At 55.1% G+C, this 15,397-nt stretch carries 14 protein-coding genes; all 14 read right to left on the bottom strand.

Annotated elements, in window-relative coordinates; all coding sequences use genetic code 11:
• Nucleotides 1–2: 2 nt before the first annotated feature.
• Nucleotides 3–1,394 (bottom strand): replication initiation and membrane attachment family protein, encoded by a 1,392-nt coding sequence (locus tag CV944_RS05490; RefSeq protein ID WP_100663951.1) that lies wholly within the window; start codon nt 1,392–1,394, stop codon nt 3–5.
• Nucleotides 1,395–1,499: 105 nt separating this feature from the next.
• A complete protein-coding gene (gene nrdR, locus CV944_RS05495; protein WP_033008531.1) occupies nt 1,500–1,961 on the bottom strand; it encodes a transcriptional regulator NrdR in 462 nt (153 codons plus the stop codon).
• Nucleotides 1,962–2,028: 67 nt separating this feature from the next.
• A complete protein-coding gene (locus CV944_RS05500) occupies nt 2,029–2,427 on the bottom strand; it encodes a cytosolic protein (protein WP_100663942.1) in 399 nt (132 codons plus the stop codon).
• Between the two features lie 125 nt (nt 2,428–2,552).
• Nucleotides 2,553–2,927 carry an adenosylmethionine decarboxylase gene (speD, locus tag CV944_RS05505; protein WP_033008533.1) on the bottom strand — a complete coding sequence of 125 codons (375 nt, stop codon included), beginning with the start codon at nt 2,925–2,927 and terminating at the stop codon, nt 2,553–2,555.
• 299 nt (nt 2,928–3,226) lie between these two features.
• Complete coding sequence (locus CV944_RS05510; RefSeq protein ID WP_100663943.1) at nt 3,227–4,255, bottom strand: glyceraldehyde-3-phosphate dehydrogenase; 1,029 nt, start codon at nt 4,253–4,255, stop codon at nt 3,227–3,229.
• Between the two features lie 116 nt (nt 4,256–4,371).
• On the bottom strand, nt 4,372–4,977 hold the full coding sequence (coaE, locus tag CV944_RS05515; RefSeq protein ID WP_033008536.1) for a dephospho-CoA kinase: 606 nt from the start codon (nt 4,975–4,977) through the stop codon (nt 4,372–4,374).
• Between the two features lie 28 nt (nt 4,978–5,005).
• Nucleotides 5,006–5,830 carry a DNA-formamidopyrimidine glycosylase gene (mutM, locus tag CV944_RS05520; RefSeq protein ID WP_044743539.1) on the bottom strand — a complete coding sequence of 275 codons (825 nt, stop codon included), beginning with the start codon at nt 5,828–5,830 and terminating at the stop codon, nt 5,006–5,008.
• 97 nt (nt 5,831–5,927) lie between these two features.
• Nucleotides 5,928–8,564, bottom strand: coding sequence for a DNA polymerase I (gene polA, locus CV944_RS05525; protein WP_100663944.1), 2,637 nt, complete (start codon nt 8,562–8,564; stop codon nt 5,928–5,930).
• 63 nt (nt 8,565–8,627) lie between these two features.
• A complete protein-coding gene (gene pnpS, locus CV944_RS05530; RefSeq protein WP_100663945.1) occupies nt 8,628–10,379 on the bottom strand; it encodes a two-component system histidine kinase PnpS in 1,752 nt (583 codons plus the stop codon).
• Nucleotides 10,372–11,079 (bottom strand): response regulator transcription factor, encoded by a 708-nt coding sequence (locus CV944_RS05535; RefSeq protein WP_050367664.1) that lies wholly within the window; start codon nt 11,077–11,079, stop codon nt 10,372–10,374. Before CV944_RS05535 ends, pnpS begins: the two co-directional genes overlap by 8 nt.
• Nucleotides 11,080–11,248: 169 nt before the next feature.
• Nucleotides 11,249–11,716 carry a MaoC family dehydratase gene (locus CV944_RS05540; RefSeq protein WP_047818858.1) on the bottom strand — a complete coding sequence of 156 codons (468 nt, stop codon included), beginning with the start codon at nt 11,714–11,716 and terminating at the stop codon, nt 11,249–11,251.
• 81 nt (nt 11,717–11,797) lie between these two features.
• Nucleotides 11,798–12,736: a malate dehydrogenase gene (gene mdh, locus CV944_RS05545; protein WP_033008547.1), complete on the bottom strand. Its 939-nt coding sequence runs from the start codon at nt 12,734–12,736 to the stop codon at nt 11,798–11,800.
• Nucleotides 12,737–12,760: 24 nt separating this feature from the next.
• Nucleotides 12,761–14,032 carry an NADP-dependent isocitrate dehydrogenase gene (gene icd / locus CV944_RS05550; protein WP_049624514.1) on the bottom strand — a complete coding sequence of 424 codons (1,272 nt, stop codon included), beginning with the start codon at nt 14,030–14,032 and terminating at the stop codon, nt 12,761–12,763.
• A gap of 73 nt (nt 14,033–14,105) precedes the next feature.
• A complete protein-coding gene (gene citZ, locus CV944_RS05555) occupies nt 14,106–15,224 on the bottom strand; it encodes a citrate synthase (RefSeq protein WP_047818860.1) in 1,119 nt (372 codons plus the stop codon).
• Nucleotides 15,225–15,397: the final 173 nt, after the last annotated feature.

Consider the following 15,397-nt stretch of genomic DNA (forward strand, 5'->3'; position numbering starts at 1 on the left):
ACCTACGATCCATCACGGTATTTTTTCAGCCGTTCCTCGAGCTCTTTGCGCGCCTGTTCCACATCAAAGTCGTCATCATCCGGCTGGCTGTAATCCATGTTCAGCCAGTCGGGGACGATTTCGGTGCGCACGACTTTGCGCACTGTCCGCGTCCCTTTTTCTTTTTCATTCGCCCAGTTTTGGTACGTCTTTGCTTCCTCTTTAGCCAGCTCCATCGCCTCTTTGACGGTGCGCACCTTTTTGCGCGCCCAATGGCTGGCGATTTTCTCGACATATTTTTTCGATAGTTTCATATTCGTCCGCAGCATGACGTAATAAATCAGCACATTGACGACGCCCGGAAGAAGCTGCTGTTGAAACATAATATCTTCGATCAATTGCAAATCGGCGAGCGACGGCTCCGCTCCCCCGGAAATTTCCTTCAGAAGCTGGCGCGGGGAGATCGTCTCGAGCTGCTTCATCAACGCCTCCTCTTTTGTGCGTGGCTTGATGTGTTCCATCGTCCGGTAAGCGAGCGGCTGCACCCGTTCGACAAGGCGCGGGGCGGCGCCGCCGTGCTCGAGCTCATACCACTCCCGGGCCGCCCGGCGCAGGGCGTCAATGTCAATCTCGTATGCCGGATCGATGACGCCGAGGACAATTTTTTGCATTTCCAGCGGCGGGATGCCGTACAAAAATGCCAACTTTTTGATCGCTTCTTTCACTTTCGCGGTTACGGCCCGGCGCGGCACCATCTGTTTCGACAAGCCGGCAAAAAACAGCTCAAAATCAAACACGCCGTCATCGAGCGCATACGACGCCTCGTCCCGCCCCATGTGCACTTTTCCATCCGGCGGCTCGAGCTCGCGCCCGGCCTCTTCATTGAATCCCGCGACGATTTGTTCAGCATGAACGGACGAAAATACGTCCGAAAACGCGCGCGTCACCCGGGTGAACTTTGTCTCATCCACAACCGGGCAGGCAAAACAGTCATTCAGCTGGGCAAACATATGACGGCCGACTTGCCGGTACAAAAAGACGCCGAGCATTTCGTCGCGGAAAAATTGATCCGGCGCCAGCGGCGGGCGCAGCTCATACACAAACTGCTTCGGCTCTTCCGCCTCGGGGGCGTGGACGTACGTATTCAGCAGCCCGATGCCTTCGAGCTTCAGCCGCTCGCTGTAAATGTCCGGCAGGCCGCACTGCATGAGCGCCATAAGCCGATGGTGGGTCGCTTCCCGGCCGCCAAGCAGCTCGTGCTCCCCCCAAAGCGTCATATATAAGGCGAGCGCACGATGGCCGATCAGCGGCTGATACAGCATAGTCAACACTTTTCGGTCCGCATCGTGCAGCGCAGTGCGGCTTTGCACCATATACCGATCAACGGCCAACAACTCTTTCCAATGGTGTGGCATCGCTCCGACCTTCCATTCTGCCATATTCGTTTCCATCCACCTCTCGCCTTCCCGGCCGAAAAATAAGCTGAAAAAAGGGCCTGCCGCATTCCCGCCCGAGCCCTTTTACCGTTGTCCTTTTTTAATCAGCTCTTTTAGCTCTTCGATAAATACGTTGATATCTTTAAACTGCCGATAGACGGAAGCGAAGCGGACATAGGCCACCTCATCGATGCGCGACAGCCGCTCCATGACCATTTCGCCGATCGTTTCGCTTTTTACTTCCGATACGCCTTGGCTGCGCAGCTCGCGCTCGATTTCCTGCGTCACTTTTTCCAATTGCTCAAGCGCCACCGGCCGTTTTTCACACGCTTTGATCAAACCGCGCAAAATTTTTTCCCGGCTGAACTCCTCGCGCGTCCCTTCTTTTTTGACGACAATCAGCGGCGGTTCCTCGACCCGCTCAAACGTCGTAAATCGATAGTGGCATTGTTCGCACTCGCGCCGGCGGCGAATCGAGCGGCCTTCTTCGGCAGGGCGCGAGTCAAGCACGCGCGTGCCTTGGTGATGGCATGACGGACATCGCATAACATCCACTCCGTTCCTCTTCTTATCTTCTATCATACCGGAATGGCAGAGGGCAGACAAGCCATAGTCAGCTATTGAGGCCAGAACCAATATACGGCAGGCGGCCGTCAAGCTTCCGGTATAACTCAAGGATGACCGCCCGGCTGCGGCCAAAATCAAACGGCAAGAACTTTGCCTCGGTCGTCACCGAAAAGTCCACCGCCGTTTCAAACGGGCGGACGGAAATGACGGTGGCGACGATAAACAGCTTGGGGCCGCGCCGCGTTTGGGCGCAAAGCTCGCCGCGCTCTTCGGAAACGGAAAGCAGCTCGGCGTCAGGCAGCGAAGCGAGCAGCTCTTTCACCGCGTCGATGACAGCGCGGTGGGCCGCTTTGTAGTAATGGCTCCGGAGCTCGGCGTCCTCATGGTTTTCCCGCGTTTCGCAATGGTTCGTCAACGCATACTTCAACTTTTTCCACATGCTCATAGCCACGTCTCCCTAATCGTTCTTTTTTTCACCATCATACCATGATTTTGGCCGCCATGGCACCGCCGAAAGCGTAAAAAAAGGAGCGTCCTGTTTACGCTCCTTTTGCTTCCGTTGTTATGGAATTACAGCGCGTGCGCCTTTTTCACTTCAATCGGGCGCATGCCGCGCGGCAGCTCAATCGTTTCCCGCGTTTGCGCGCCAAGCTTTTCGGCGATGTAATCCGCGGCGATGGTCGGGTCTAAATGGCCGCATGTATACACATCAATGCTGGCATAGCCGTGTTCCGGAAACGTATGAATCGTTAAATGGGATTCGGAAATAATGACGACCCCGCTTACACCTTGCGGAGCGAATTTATGGAACGCGACTTCGCGAATTTCCGCTCCCGACTTTAATGCGGCGTCTACAAACGTTTTTTCAATAAAGTCCATATCGTTCAGTTTGTCAAAGTCGCATCCCCAAAGTTCCGAGATAACGTGACGACCCATCGTATCCATGCGAAAGTCCCCCTTTTAACCAATTTTCTCAAATAAAAAACAGATTTGTAGGTTGCAAAATGGCATGTATAACTACCACGGGGGAAAGTTAGTCCTAAGAGGTCCTAACCCTTTAAGTAGTCACATTACCTTTGCCGTTAAGAAGTTCACGAAACATAGTATACTTTGTTTAGGGGGTTTTTGCAACAGGCTTTTTTAATTTTTCGCATGCCAAAAGGAAAAAGCGCCCACACCGCCACACGGGCGGATCGGACGCTTTGCGCATCTTTTCACGATTGCGAGATTGGAAGAAAAACTGCTTAAGCGCTCACATGAAGACGCTCATTCATTTTGGCGGCGACAAGGCTGGCCAAGTCGACGACGCGGCACGAATAGCCCCACTCGTTGTCGTACCAGGCGAGCACTTTCACTTTCCGGCCGTCAATCACCATTGTCGACAAACCGTCAATGATCGCCGAATGCGGGTTCGTGTTGAAATCGATCGACACAAGCGGCTCCATCGTGAAATCCAAAATGCCTTTCAGCGGACCATTGGCTGCGCGGAGAAGAGCTTCGTTCACTTCCTCGACCGTCACATCCCGCTTGACGTCAACGACCAAATCGACAAGCGACACGTTCGGCGTCGGAACGCGCAACGCCATGCCATGAAGCTTTCCTTTTAAATGCGGCAGCACCAGCCCGAGCGCCTTCGCGGCTCCCGTCGTCGTCGGGATGATCGACTGGGCGCATGAACGGGCGCGGCGCAAATCTTTATGCGGATTGTCGATGTTTTTTTGATCGTTCGTATAAGCATGAACAGTTGTCATCAGGCCGTTTTCAATTCCGAACGCTTCATCAAGCACTTTCACGACCGGGGCGAGGCAGTTCGTCGTGCACGAAGCGTTGGAAATGATAAAATGACGGTCAATATCCAACATCTGTTCATTGACGCCGACGACAATCGTCACATCCTCATTTTTGCCCGGAGCGGTTAAAATGACGCGTTTCGCCCCAGCATCCAAGTGAAGGCTTGCCTTTTCGCGGGCGTTAAATTTGCCGGTCGCTTCAATCACAATATCAATATCAAGCTCTTTCCACGGCAATTGTTGCGGATCGCGCGAGTTCAGCAATTTCACCTTTTTGCCGTTGACAAGCAATCCGTCTTCCAAAGCGGTGACATCGCCGTCGAATTTGCCGTGGTTGGAGTCGTATTTCACCAAATGGGCTAACGTTTCCGGCGGATAGCTGGCATTCACCGCCACAATTTCAAGGTCGGGAGAATTGATGGCTCTCCGGAATACCATCCGTCCAATTCGTCCGAATCCGTTAATCGCCACTTTCGCCTTCATTCACCTTGTTCTCCTCTCATATATGTTATACTATTTATTTTCATCCGCATAAATAGTATATCATATTTTTATGAAATGTGGAGAACAAAATCAATAAAACGCAGCAAAAAAGACGCCTATTTTCCCAAGGCGTCCCATTGATGCAAAATGGCCAGCAACTGCCGGCGTGTCTCTTCGATCGTCCCGTTGTTGTCAATCACCGCATCGGCCCGTTTCACTTTTTCCGCCATCGGCCACTGGGAGCGGATGCGGGCGAGCGCTTCCTCTTCGGTGAAACCGTTGCGCGCCATGAGCCGGCGGAGCTGAACGTCATCGTCGACGTACACGACAAGCACTTTATCCACCCAATGAGTCAGCCCGCTTTCAAATAACAGCGGAATATCTAGGACGACGGTCTTCGCTCCGGAGCGGATGTGCGCTTCTTTTTCAGCCAGCATTTTTTTCCGCACCGCTGGGTGAACGATGGCGTTGAGCACTTTCCGCTGTTGTTCGTCGTTAAAGACGATCGCCCCGAGTTTGGCTCGGTCGATTTCGCCGTCCGCCCGCAAAATGCCCGGACCGAATGCAGCGACGATTTGCCGGTACGCCTCCTCCCCCGGGCGGACGACGGCGCGCGCCGCCTCATCCGCATCGATGACCGGAAGGCCGAGCTCGCGCATCATCGCGCTGACCGTGCTTTTGCCGCTCGCAATTCCACCGGTTAATCCGATCGTGAATGCCATTCGTCACCCCTCCTTTTTTGTCTGCTGCCTAGCGTTGGCAACGCGGGCAATAATGCGTGCCGCGGCCGGCGACAACCATTTTCTCAATCGGGGCGCCGCACCGTTTGCACGGCTCCCCTTTGCGGCCGTATACGAACAGGCGATGCTGGAACGTTCCGGCTTCTCCTTGCGTATTCACATACGTGCGCACCGTGCTTCCCCCTTTCATGACCGCCTCGCCGATCGTCGCCACCATTTCTTCGTGCAACCGTGCAAGTTCTTCATCCGTCAGCGAAGCAGCCGGCCGTCCAGGGAGAATGCCGGCGCGAAACAGCGCTTCGTCGACATAAATGTTGCCAAACCCGGCCACGACCGTTTGATCAAGCAACAACGCTTTCACCGTCCGCTTTGTTTTCGCCGCTTTTGCGGCCAACACCGCCGGAGAAAACGCTGGGGACAGCGGTTCCGGCCCTAATTGAGCGAGCGGCGGCCGGCAGTCTGCTTCCTCTTTCGCGTACACGTGCATGGTTCCGAATTTGCGTACATCGCGATAACGAAGCTCACTGCCGTCTGTAAAACGAAACACAATGTGCGTATGCGGTTCAAGCGGCTCATCGGACTGGGCGACCGCGTAGCGCCCCTCCATACGCAAATGGGAGATGAGCATATCCCGGTCAAGCAAAAATTTCAAAAATTTCCCGCGCCGATCGATGCCGCGCACCGTCTGCCCGGCCAGCCTGGCAGCAAACGCCGCCGGGTCTTGCGGATGACGAATGATATTCGGCCAAAACACCCGCACCTCTTCAATCGTTTTGCCAGCGACAAGCGGCAACAGCGTGCGGCGGATCGTTTCCACTTCCGGCAGTTCCGGCATGGCGCCTCCCTCCTTTTCCTGTTCGTGCACCTGTTTTAAAGCAACAGCTCATTGCGCGGCCCCGTGAAAAACCGAGCAGCTGGCGGGCAGGCCGCTTTTATTTGGCGTCGTACCACGTCGGACCGTAATGGTAATCGACTTTCAGCGGCACGCGGAGTGCGACGGCTTGCTCCATCACCTCTGGAACGAGGCGGCACAGCCGCTCGATTTCCTCTTTCGGCGCCTCCAAAATGAGTTCGTCATGCACTTGCAGCAACAGGCGCGCCTGCAGCCGTTCTTCGCGCAGCCTCACGCTTAGATCGATCATCGCTTTTTTAATAATATCAGCGGCGCTCCCTTGAATCGGTGTGTTCATCGCCGTCCGCTCGGCGAAGCTGCGGACGTTGAAGTTGCGGCTTGTAATATCGGGCAAATAGCGGCGCCGATGCAGCAGCGTCGTCACATACCCTTTTTGTTTCGCTTCTTGCACAATGTTGTCCATATATTGCTTTACACCTGGAAAACTGGCAAAATATCGCTCAATAAATTCAGCCGCTTCTTTGCGCGTAATGTTCAAGTTTTGCGCCAGACCGTAATCACTAATGCCGTACACGATGCCAAAATTGACGGCCTTCGCTTGGCGGCGCATGTTGGCTGTCACGTCTTCTTCGCTCACATGGAAAATGTCCATGGCTGTTTTCGTATGGATGTCCAACCCGCGCCGGAACGCTTCAATCAAATTGTCATCTTCCGCGATATGGGCGAGGACGCGCAGCTCGATTTGCGAATAGTCGGCCGCAAAGATGAGCCAGTCCGGCTCCGACGGCACGAACGCCTGGCGGATTTTCCGCCCTTCCTCAAGCCGAATCGGAATGTTTTGCAAATTCGGTTCGACGGAGCTGAGGCGCCCGGTTTGCGTCAACGCCTGATTGAACATCGTGTGCACTTTGCCCGTCACGGGGTGCACCACTTTCAGCAGCCCTTCAATATACGTTGACTGCAGCTTGCCGAGTTGGCGGTAATGCAAAATATGTTCGACGATTTCATGGTGCGGTGCAAGCTTCTCAAGCACATCGGCTGAAGTCGAATAGCCGGTTTTTGTCTTTTTCAACACCGGGAGCTGCAGCTTGTCAAATAAAACCGTCCCGAGCTGTTTCGGCGAGTTAATGTTGAACTCTTGGCCGGCGAGTTCGTAAATGCGCCGCTCGACCTCCTGCAGCTGCTCGGTGAGCTCCGCCCCCATCTGTTCAAGCCGCTTCGTGTCCACTTTCACTCCAGTAAATTCCATATTGGCCAAAATGCCAGCCAGCGGCTGTTCGAGCTCGACGAGCAGCCGATCTTGTTCGTTGCGGCGCAGTTCGTCCATCAACGGCTCTTCAAGCGCCCAAATGGCCGCCGCCTTGCGGGCAAGATGCTCGGCAAGCGTCGGTTCATCAGGAACCGTCCGCTTCGCTCCTTTTCCATAGACCGCCTCATCCGATCGCACCGCCTCGTACTGATGCATTTTCGCCACCGCGGCAACGTCGCCCGCCGCCTGCGCCGGATCGAGCAAGTAAGCGGCCAGCAACAGATCGAACACGACGCCGCGCAGTTCGATTCCTTTCCATTTTAACGCGACGGCCGCCCGCTTTGAATCAAACATCGTTTTTTTCTTCGTCTCATCGCCAAGCCAAGCGAGAAATTTCGGATCGGCGAGCGCCGTCTCCGGGCGCAGGAAAAACCGCCCGCGTTCGTTGGCCAAGGCGATCCCGACAATCGGGGCATGGTGATAGTTGTCGCCCACCACCTCCACGACGAGGGCCGCTTTGTCGGCGAGCATTTCGTCCGTGACGCTGTCGGCGATCGCAAAATCCATCCCGGCGAGCGGCTTTTCGCCTTCATCCGTTTGGACGGCCATCTTGTCGAGAAACGACTGGAATCCGAGCTCCTGAAACAAGGCGACCACTTTTTCCCGGTCTTCTCCTTTGTAGACAATGTCATCGAGCGTCAGCTCAACCGGGGCGTCGCGGCAAATAGCGGCCAGCTGTTTGCTTAAAAGCGCCAAATCCCGGTATTGGCGCAAATTTTCTTTCAGCTTCTCCCCTTTGATCTCATCGATCGATGCCAGTACGTTTTCGACCGTGCCGAATTGCTTGAGCAGCTTGACGGCTGTTTTTTCCCCGATGCCGGGCACGCCAGGGATGTTGTCGGATTTGTCGCCCATCAATCCTTTCAAGTCGACAATTTGCTCCGGGGTGAGGCCGTATTTTTCCGCGACCGTCTCCGGCGTGTACGACTCGATGTCGGTAATCCCTTTTTTCGTAATCTCCACCGTCACTTGCGGGGAAGCAAGCTGGGTTAAATCGCGGTCGCCGGAAATGACTTTCACTGCAAACCCTTCCCGCTCAGCCCGCGCCGCCATCGTTCCGATAATATCGTCCGCTTCGTAATGGTCGAGCTCATAGGCGGGGATGCGGTACGCCTTGAGCAATTCGCGCAGCAGCGGAAACTGTTCCGACAGTTCCGGCGGCGTCTGCTGCCGCCCGCCTTTATAGTCTTGGAACGTTTCATGGCGGAACGTCGTTTTCCCGGCGTCAAACGCCACGAGAATGTGGGTCGGCTGCTCTTCCGCCAAAATTTTGTTTAACATCATCGTAAACCCGTAGACTGCGTTCGTATGAATCCCTTTATCGTTATGCAAAAGCGGCAACGCGAAAAAGGCGCGGTACGCCACGCTGTTGCCGTCAATTAAGACGAGCTTGTTTTTCAACATCATCCCTCCTCGGACGTTCCTTGTTCTATTGTACCACGCCGGCGGGCGGCCATAAAAAGAAGCCGGCTACCGCCCCGGCTTTGGAAAATGGATCGTGAACACGGTGCCGCGCCCCACTTTACTCGCTACGGTAATATATCCATGGTGAGCCTCAACCAAATGTTTCACAATCGCCAGGCCCAACCCCGTTCCGCCGGAATCGCGGCTGCGCGCCTTGTCGACGCGGTAAAAACGCTCAAAAATGCGCGGGATTTCTTTTTCCTCAATGCCGATTCCGGTGTCTTTCACATGGATCAGCACTTCTTTCTTCGTCTCTTCCGCCTCGACAGCGACCCGTCCGTGCTCCGGCGTATACGTGATGGCGTTGGCGAGCAAGTTCAGCAAAATTTGCTTCATCCGATTTCTGTCACCGCGGATGACAAGCCCGGATGGCGATTCGATATGCAAATCAATTTGTTTTTCCGCCGCTTTTTGGCGAAACACAGCAGCCGCTTCGGCGATGACTTGAGCGATATCCACGTCTTCGAGTTGCAGCTGAAATCCGTGCTGCTCGATTTTCGACAAGTCCAACAGTTCCTCAACGAGCGTCTGCAGCCGCTCGCTTTCCTTTAAAATGATGGTCAAAAAATGCTCAAGCGCCGCTTCGTCTTTCATCGCCCCGTCAAGCAGCGTCTCAGCGAATCCGCGGATCGACGTCACCGGCGTTTTCAACTCGTGCGACACGTTGGCGACAAAGTCTTTGCGGATTTGCTCGAGCCGCTTGAGCTCGGTAATGTCGTGGAACACGACGACGATCCCTTTCCATTCGGCGTTCGTGCCGATAATCGGGGCGCCGTACACGTCGAAATGCTTCCGCTCAATGCCGACCGTCAATCGCATTTGCCGGCGGATAGGCGTTTCTGTAATAAAAATGTCGTCAATAAGCCGGACAACGTCGCGGTATGGCAGCACATCGGCATATGGACGGTACAAGCAGGCGGATGGCTCAAGATGAAAATAGGTTTGGAACGTGCGGTTGAGCAAATGAACATGCCCGCGATGGTCAATAAACAACAACGCGCTGCCGACGTTTTCAATGAGCGTATGAAGCCGGTCGGTTTGGATTTCCCGCGCCCGGCTCATCTCCTGCAAGTTGCGGGCGAGGCGGTTGATCGAGCGGACGAGCATGCCGGCTTCTTTATATTCGCCATCAGGCACACGGGCGGCATAGTTGCCTTTTTCGAGTTCAAACGCCACCTTCGTCGCTGCTTCAATCGGCCGCACATATTGGTTGGCGATTTTAAAGACAAGGGCGATCATGACGACAAGCGCCATGCCGAGGCTGCTCGTGAGCACGCCCCAAATTTGCTGGTTCACTTTTTTCAGCGAGCTCGTCGGCGTGCTTAACACGACATAGCCGTCCCGCTCCGAGCCGCGTCCGTATGGAGCGATGTAATAGTATACATCGTTCGCTTTTTCAATAACCGAAAAGCGCGGAAACTGCTGTTTGCGCAAAATGGTGCGGATGATGCGCTCATGGTCTTCATCGCTGATCGCCGCGATGCGCCCACTGTCAAAGCGCACTTGTTCATTTCGGTCAAGCACCGTGATGCGCGATGACAGCTCGTTCCCCATGTCGTGCAAGTCGATGCGAATTTGCTCAAGCGGCTCGTTTTCAAGCAAAATGGCGAGCGCTTTCGCCTCTTTTTCCATCCGCTTGTTCATCGTCTCGGCGTAAAACTGTTTGAGCAGTTGTCCAAGCAGCAAACCGAGGGCGATCAAAACCGTGACGATGAGCGTGATGAGCCAAAACAACAGCCGGTTGCGCAAGCTATCCATGCCGCTTGGGCTCCTCCAGTTTGTAGCCGAGGCCGCGCACCGTTTTGATGTATGCCGGTTTTTTCGTGTCCTCTTCGATTTTCTCGCGCAAATGGCTGATATGGACATCGACAATGCGCGTATCGCCGGCAAAATCATAGTTCCATACCGCGCTGAGCAGCTGGTCGCGCGTCAGCACCCGCCCTTTATGCCGCGCCAAATACAGGAGCAGCTCAAATTCTTTCGGCGTCAGCTCGAGCGGCTTGCCGCTGATCGCCGCCTCATATCGCTCTGGAAAAATCTCGAGCCGGCCGACGGCAAGCCGCTCGCCTTCCTCCGCCGCCGGCTGTGCAATCTCCGTACGGCGCAAGATCGCCTTCACCCGCGCAACGACTTCCCGCGGGCTGAACGGCTTGGTCATATAATCGTCGGCGCCAAGCTCGAGGCCAAGCACTTTGTCAAACTCGTCATCGCGGGCCGTCAGCATTAAAATCGGCGTCATGATTTGCTGCTGACGGAGCCGCTTGCACACTTCGACACCGTCAAGCTTCGGCAGCATCAAGTCCAAAATGATGAGCGCCGGCTGTTCGGACGCCACTTTGGCGAGCGCTTCTTCGCCGTCATAGGCAGCCACAGCTTGAAAGCCGGCTTTCTCCAAGTTGTACGCCAACAATGTCACGATCGGCTGTTCGTCATCAACGACTAAAATTTTTTTTTCCATGCCGCTCCTCCGTTTCATCCGATAGTTTCTGCCCTTATGATACCATAACTCGCGATTTGTCACGGAAAAAAATAAAGAGACTGCTCCCCCGGCGGGCAAGCAGCCCCGCAAGGAACAGTCTCTCGCACGTTGTCGCCGGCTTTTGGCCGCCGGCGAAACACGATTCCGGTCAAAAATTTTCTAAAACCCGGCCATCAAAGCGCGGCAAGGCGTGCGGCGGACAGACGGACAACGTTCCATCCAGCACCGTCTCCGTCCCGCGCGTCGCGGTCACGGCCAAGGTGACGCAATGGCCTTCCTCATCCACCCCGGTCACTTCGAGCAAAAATTCGAGCGTCTCATAATGGTAAACCGGGCGGAGAAAGCGGATGTCCTGCCGGGTGATGTAGCTTCCCGGACCGGGCAAATATTTGGAGACCGCCGACGTAATCATCCCCGTCAACATAATCGGCGGCACAACCGGCCGGCCGAGCGGCGTCTGCGAAGCGTAGTCATGTTGGATGTAAAGCGGGTTGGCATCATCGGTCAGTCCAAGGTAAAGAAGCAAGTCTTTGTCCTCAATGGACGCCTGAAAGACAAGTTTTTCTCCAACCTGAATCTCCCCGATCGTTCTCCCGGGTTTCCGTTTTTTCAACACGTTCCCACCCCTTTGTCTAGAAAGCGCTTTCAGTCATCACGGGCAAAAATTCGGGACAACGCCCGAATTTTTGCCTTTTCGTTATTCCAACACGCGCATGACGTTTTTGACCGATTCGACCGATTTGGCCAGCGCCGCTTTTTCATCTTCGGTCAGCTCGAGCTCGATCACTTTCTCGATGCCGTTGCCGCCCAAGATCGTCGGCACTCCTAGGTAAATCCCTTCATAGCCGTACTCGCCCTCAAGGTAGGCGATCGCCGGCAAAATGCGGCGCTGGTCTTTCAAAATCGCTTCGACCATTTCGACGAGCGAGGCGGCCGGCGCGTAGTAGGCGCTGCCGTTGCCGAGCAAGTTGACGATCTCGCCGCCGCCTTTGCGCGTCCGCTCAACGATGGCGTCCAAACGGTCTTTCGGAATGAGCTTCTCGAGCGGAATGCCGCCGGCGTACGAGTAGCGGACGAGCGGCACCATGTCATCGCCATGGCCGCCCAGCACGAAGCCGGTGACATCTTTCACCGAAATGTTCAGCTCTTGGGCGACGAACGTGCGGAAGCGCGCCGTGTCCAACACCCCCGACTGACCGATGACGCGGTTTTTCGGAAAGCCGGACTCTTTGAAGACCGTGTACGTCATCGCATCGACCGGGTTCGTCAGGACGATGATGTAGCAGTTTGGTGAGTATTTGACGACTTCTTTCGTCACTTGTTTCATAATTTTTTGGTTCGTCGTCACCAAGTCGTCGCGGCTCATCCCCGGTTTGCGGGCGATGCCGGCCGTAATGACGACGATGTCGGAATCGGCCGTGTCGGCATAATCCGACGTACCGATAATGTTGGCGTCAAAGCCGAGCACCGGGCTCGACTCGAGCATGTCAAGCGCCTTCCCTTTCGTCGGATTTTCCAACTGCGGAATATCGACCAATACGATGTCGCCAAGCTCTTTTTGCGCCAGCAGGAACGCTGTCGTCGCCCCCGTGAATCCGGCGCCGATCACCGAGATCTTCTTCCGTTTCATCGCCATCGTTTTGCCATCCCTTTCGTTAAATTAGTCCATATTGCGGATGAGCGCATCGGCAAATTCCGAACATTTCACTTCGGTTGCCCCTTCCATCAGGCGGGCAAAGTCGTACGTGACGATTTTGGCGGCAATCGTTTTTTCCATCGCCTGGATGATGAGCTTCGCCGCTTCGTTCCAGCCGAGATGCTCAAACATCATGACGCCGGACAAAATGACGGACGACGGATTGACTTTGTCAAGACCGGCGTATTTCGGCGCCGTGCCGTGCGTCGCCTCGAAAATGGCGTGGCCGGTTTCATAGTTGATGTTCGCCCCCGGCGCGATGCCGATGCCACCGACTTGGGCTGCGAGCGCATCGGAAATGTAGTCGCCGTTTAAGTTCATCGTCGCAATGACGTCAAATTCGCGCGGACGCGTCAAAATTTGCTGCAGGAAGATGTCGGCGATAACGTCTTTGACGATGATTTTGCCGGCTGCTTCCGCTTCCGCCATCGCTTTGTTCGCCGCCTCTTTGCCCTCGGCTTCGACGATCCGATCGTATTGCGCCCACGTGAACACTTTATCGCCGAATTCTTGTTCGGCAAGCTCATAGCCCCAGTTTTTAAACGCGCCTTCCGTGAACTTCATAATGTTCCCTTTATGGACGAGCGTCACCGACTTGCGGCCGTGTTCGATCGCATAGTTGATCGCCGCGCGCACAAGCCGTTTCGTCCCTTGTTCGGAAATCGGCTTAATGCCGATGCCGGACGTTTCCGGGAAACGGATTTTGCGCACGCCCATTTCGTTTTGCAAGAAGTCGATCACTTTTTTCACTTCCGGCGTTCCTTTGGCGTATTCAATGCCGGCGTAAATGTCTTCCGTGTTCTCGCGGAAAATGACCATATCGGTGTCTTCCGGACGTTTGACCGGCGACGGAACGCCAGGAAAGTAGCGGACCGGACGCAGGCAGACAAACAGGTCGAGCTCTTGGCGGAGCGCGACGTTGAGCGAACGGATGCCGCCGCCGACCGGCGTCGTCAACGGCCCTTTAATGGCGATTATGTATTCGCGGATCGTCTCAAGCGTTTCATCCGGAAGCCAGCTGCCCGTCAGCTTGTACGCTTTTTCGCCGGCGAGCACTTCCTTCCAAACGATTTTTTTCTCGCCCTTGTACGCTTTTTCCACCGCTGCTTCCAGCACGCGCGAAGCGGCCGCCCAAATGTCCGGGCCGGTTCCGTCCCCTTCAATGAACGGAATGATCGGATTGTTTGGAACATTGAGCACACCATTGGTGACAGTAATTTTTTCCCCTTGCGTCACGAGTAAAACCCCCAATGCCAGTTTTTTATTGAAAAGGCGTGAAGGCTCGCCTTCACCGCCTTGTCCACTTGTTTCAGCCGCGCTCGTCGATCGGCACGTACGCCCGCTTGCCCGGGCCGGTGTACTCGGCGCGCGGACGGATGAGACGGTTGTTGTCATATTGTTCCAAAATATGGGCCAACCATCCCGATGTCCGGCTCACGGCAAAAATCGGCGTAAACAAATCATGATCGATTCCTAAACAATGGTAAACCGAAGCGGAATAAAAGTCAACGTTCGGCGGCAGCGCTTTTTCCGACGTGACAATTTCCTCGATTTTCGTCGACATTTCGTACCAGTGCGGTTCGCCGACGAGCTTCGTCAGTTTTTCCGACATTTTCTTCAAGTGCTTGGCGCGCGGGTCGCCTTTCCGATAGACGCGATGGCCGAAGCCCATAATTTTTTCTTTGTTGGCGAGCTTCGTGCGGATGTACGGCTCGACGTTGTCGACCGTGCCGATTTCCGTCAACATTTTCATCACCGCTTCGTTCGCCCCGCCGTGAAGCGGTCCTTTCAACGCGCCGATCGCCGCCGTGATGCCGGAATAAATATCGGACAGCGTGGCTACGCAGACGCGCGCCGTAAACGTCGACGCGTTCAACTCATGGTCGGCGTGCAGCACGAGCGCCTTGTTGAACGCTTCCGTGGCGATGTCGTCTGGTTCTTTGCCGGTCAGCATGTACAAGAAATTGGCGGCAAAGCTCAAATCTTTGCGCGGCGCAACCGGTTCCAACCCTTTGCGCACGCGGGCGAAGGCAGTGACAATCGTCGGAATTTTCGCCTGCAGGCGGATCGCTTTCCGGTAGTTCGCTTCTTTCGTCATCACATCCGCTTCTTCGTCGTACAGGCCAAGAAGCGAGACGGCAGTGCGCAGCGCGGCCATCGGATGCACGTTCTCAATCGGATAGAGCTTGAAGTGTTCGATGATCTCGCGTGGGATGTCGGCATTTTCCGCCAATTGCTGTTTCAGCTCCTCGAGCTGTTCTTTCGTGGGCAGCTCGCGGTGCCAAAGCAAATAAATGACTTCTTCAAAGGAAGCGTTTTCGGCCAAATCGTCGATGTCATAGCCGACATACGTCAATGTATCGTCGATGATTGAGCTGATGCTAGAGGTTGTCGCTACAACTCCTTCCAAACCGCGGGTTACCGTCATGTCAATCTCCCCTTTTCTTTATAGTTCCTCGTTCCTGCTTGCCGCTTTACGGCCGGTGAGCGCTTGCTCGAAACAGGCGCAAAAAACAAGCGCACGCTCTCGAAAGTGCTTACATCACCGCGCGGATGCCGCCGCGCTGTGGCGGGGGGGGCGCCGTTTGACCCGAAAACTAG

Origin of the sequence: Geobacillus sp. WSUCF-018B (genome assembly GCF_002809985.1) — a bacterium.
Taxonomy (GTDB): Bacteria; Bacillota; Bacilli; order Bacillales; family Anoxybacillaceae; genus Geobacillus; species Geobacillus thermophilus.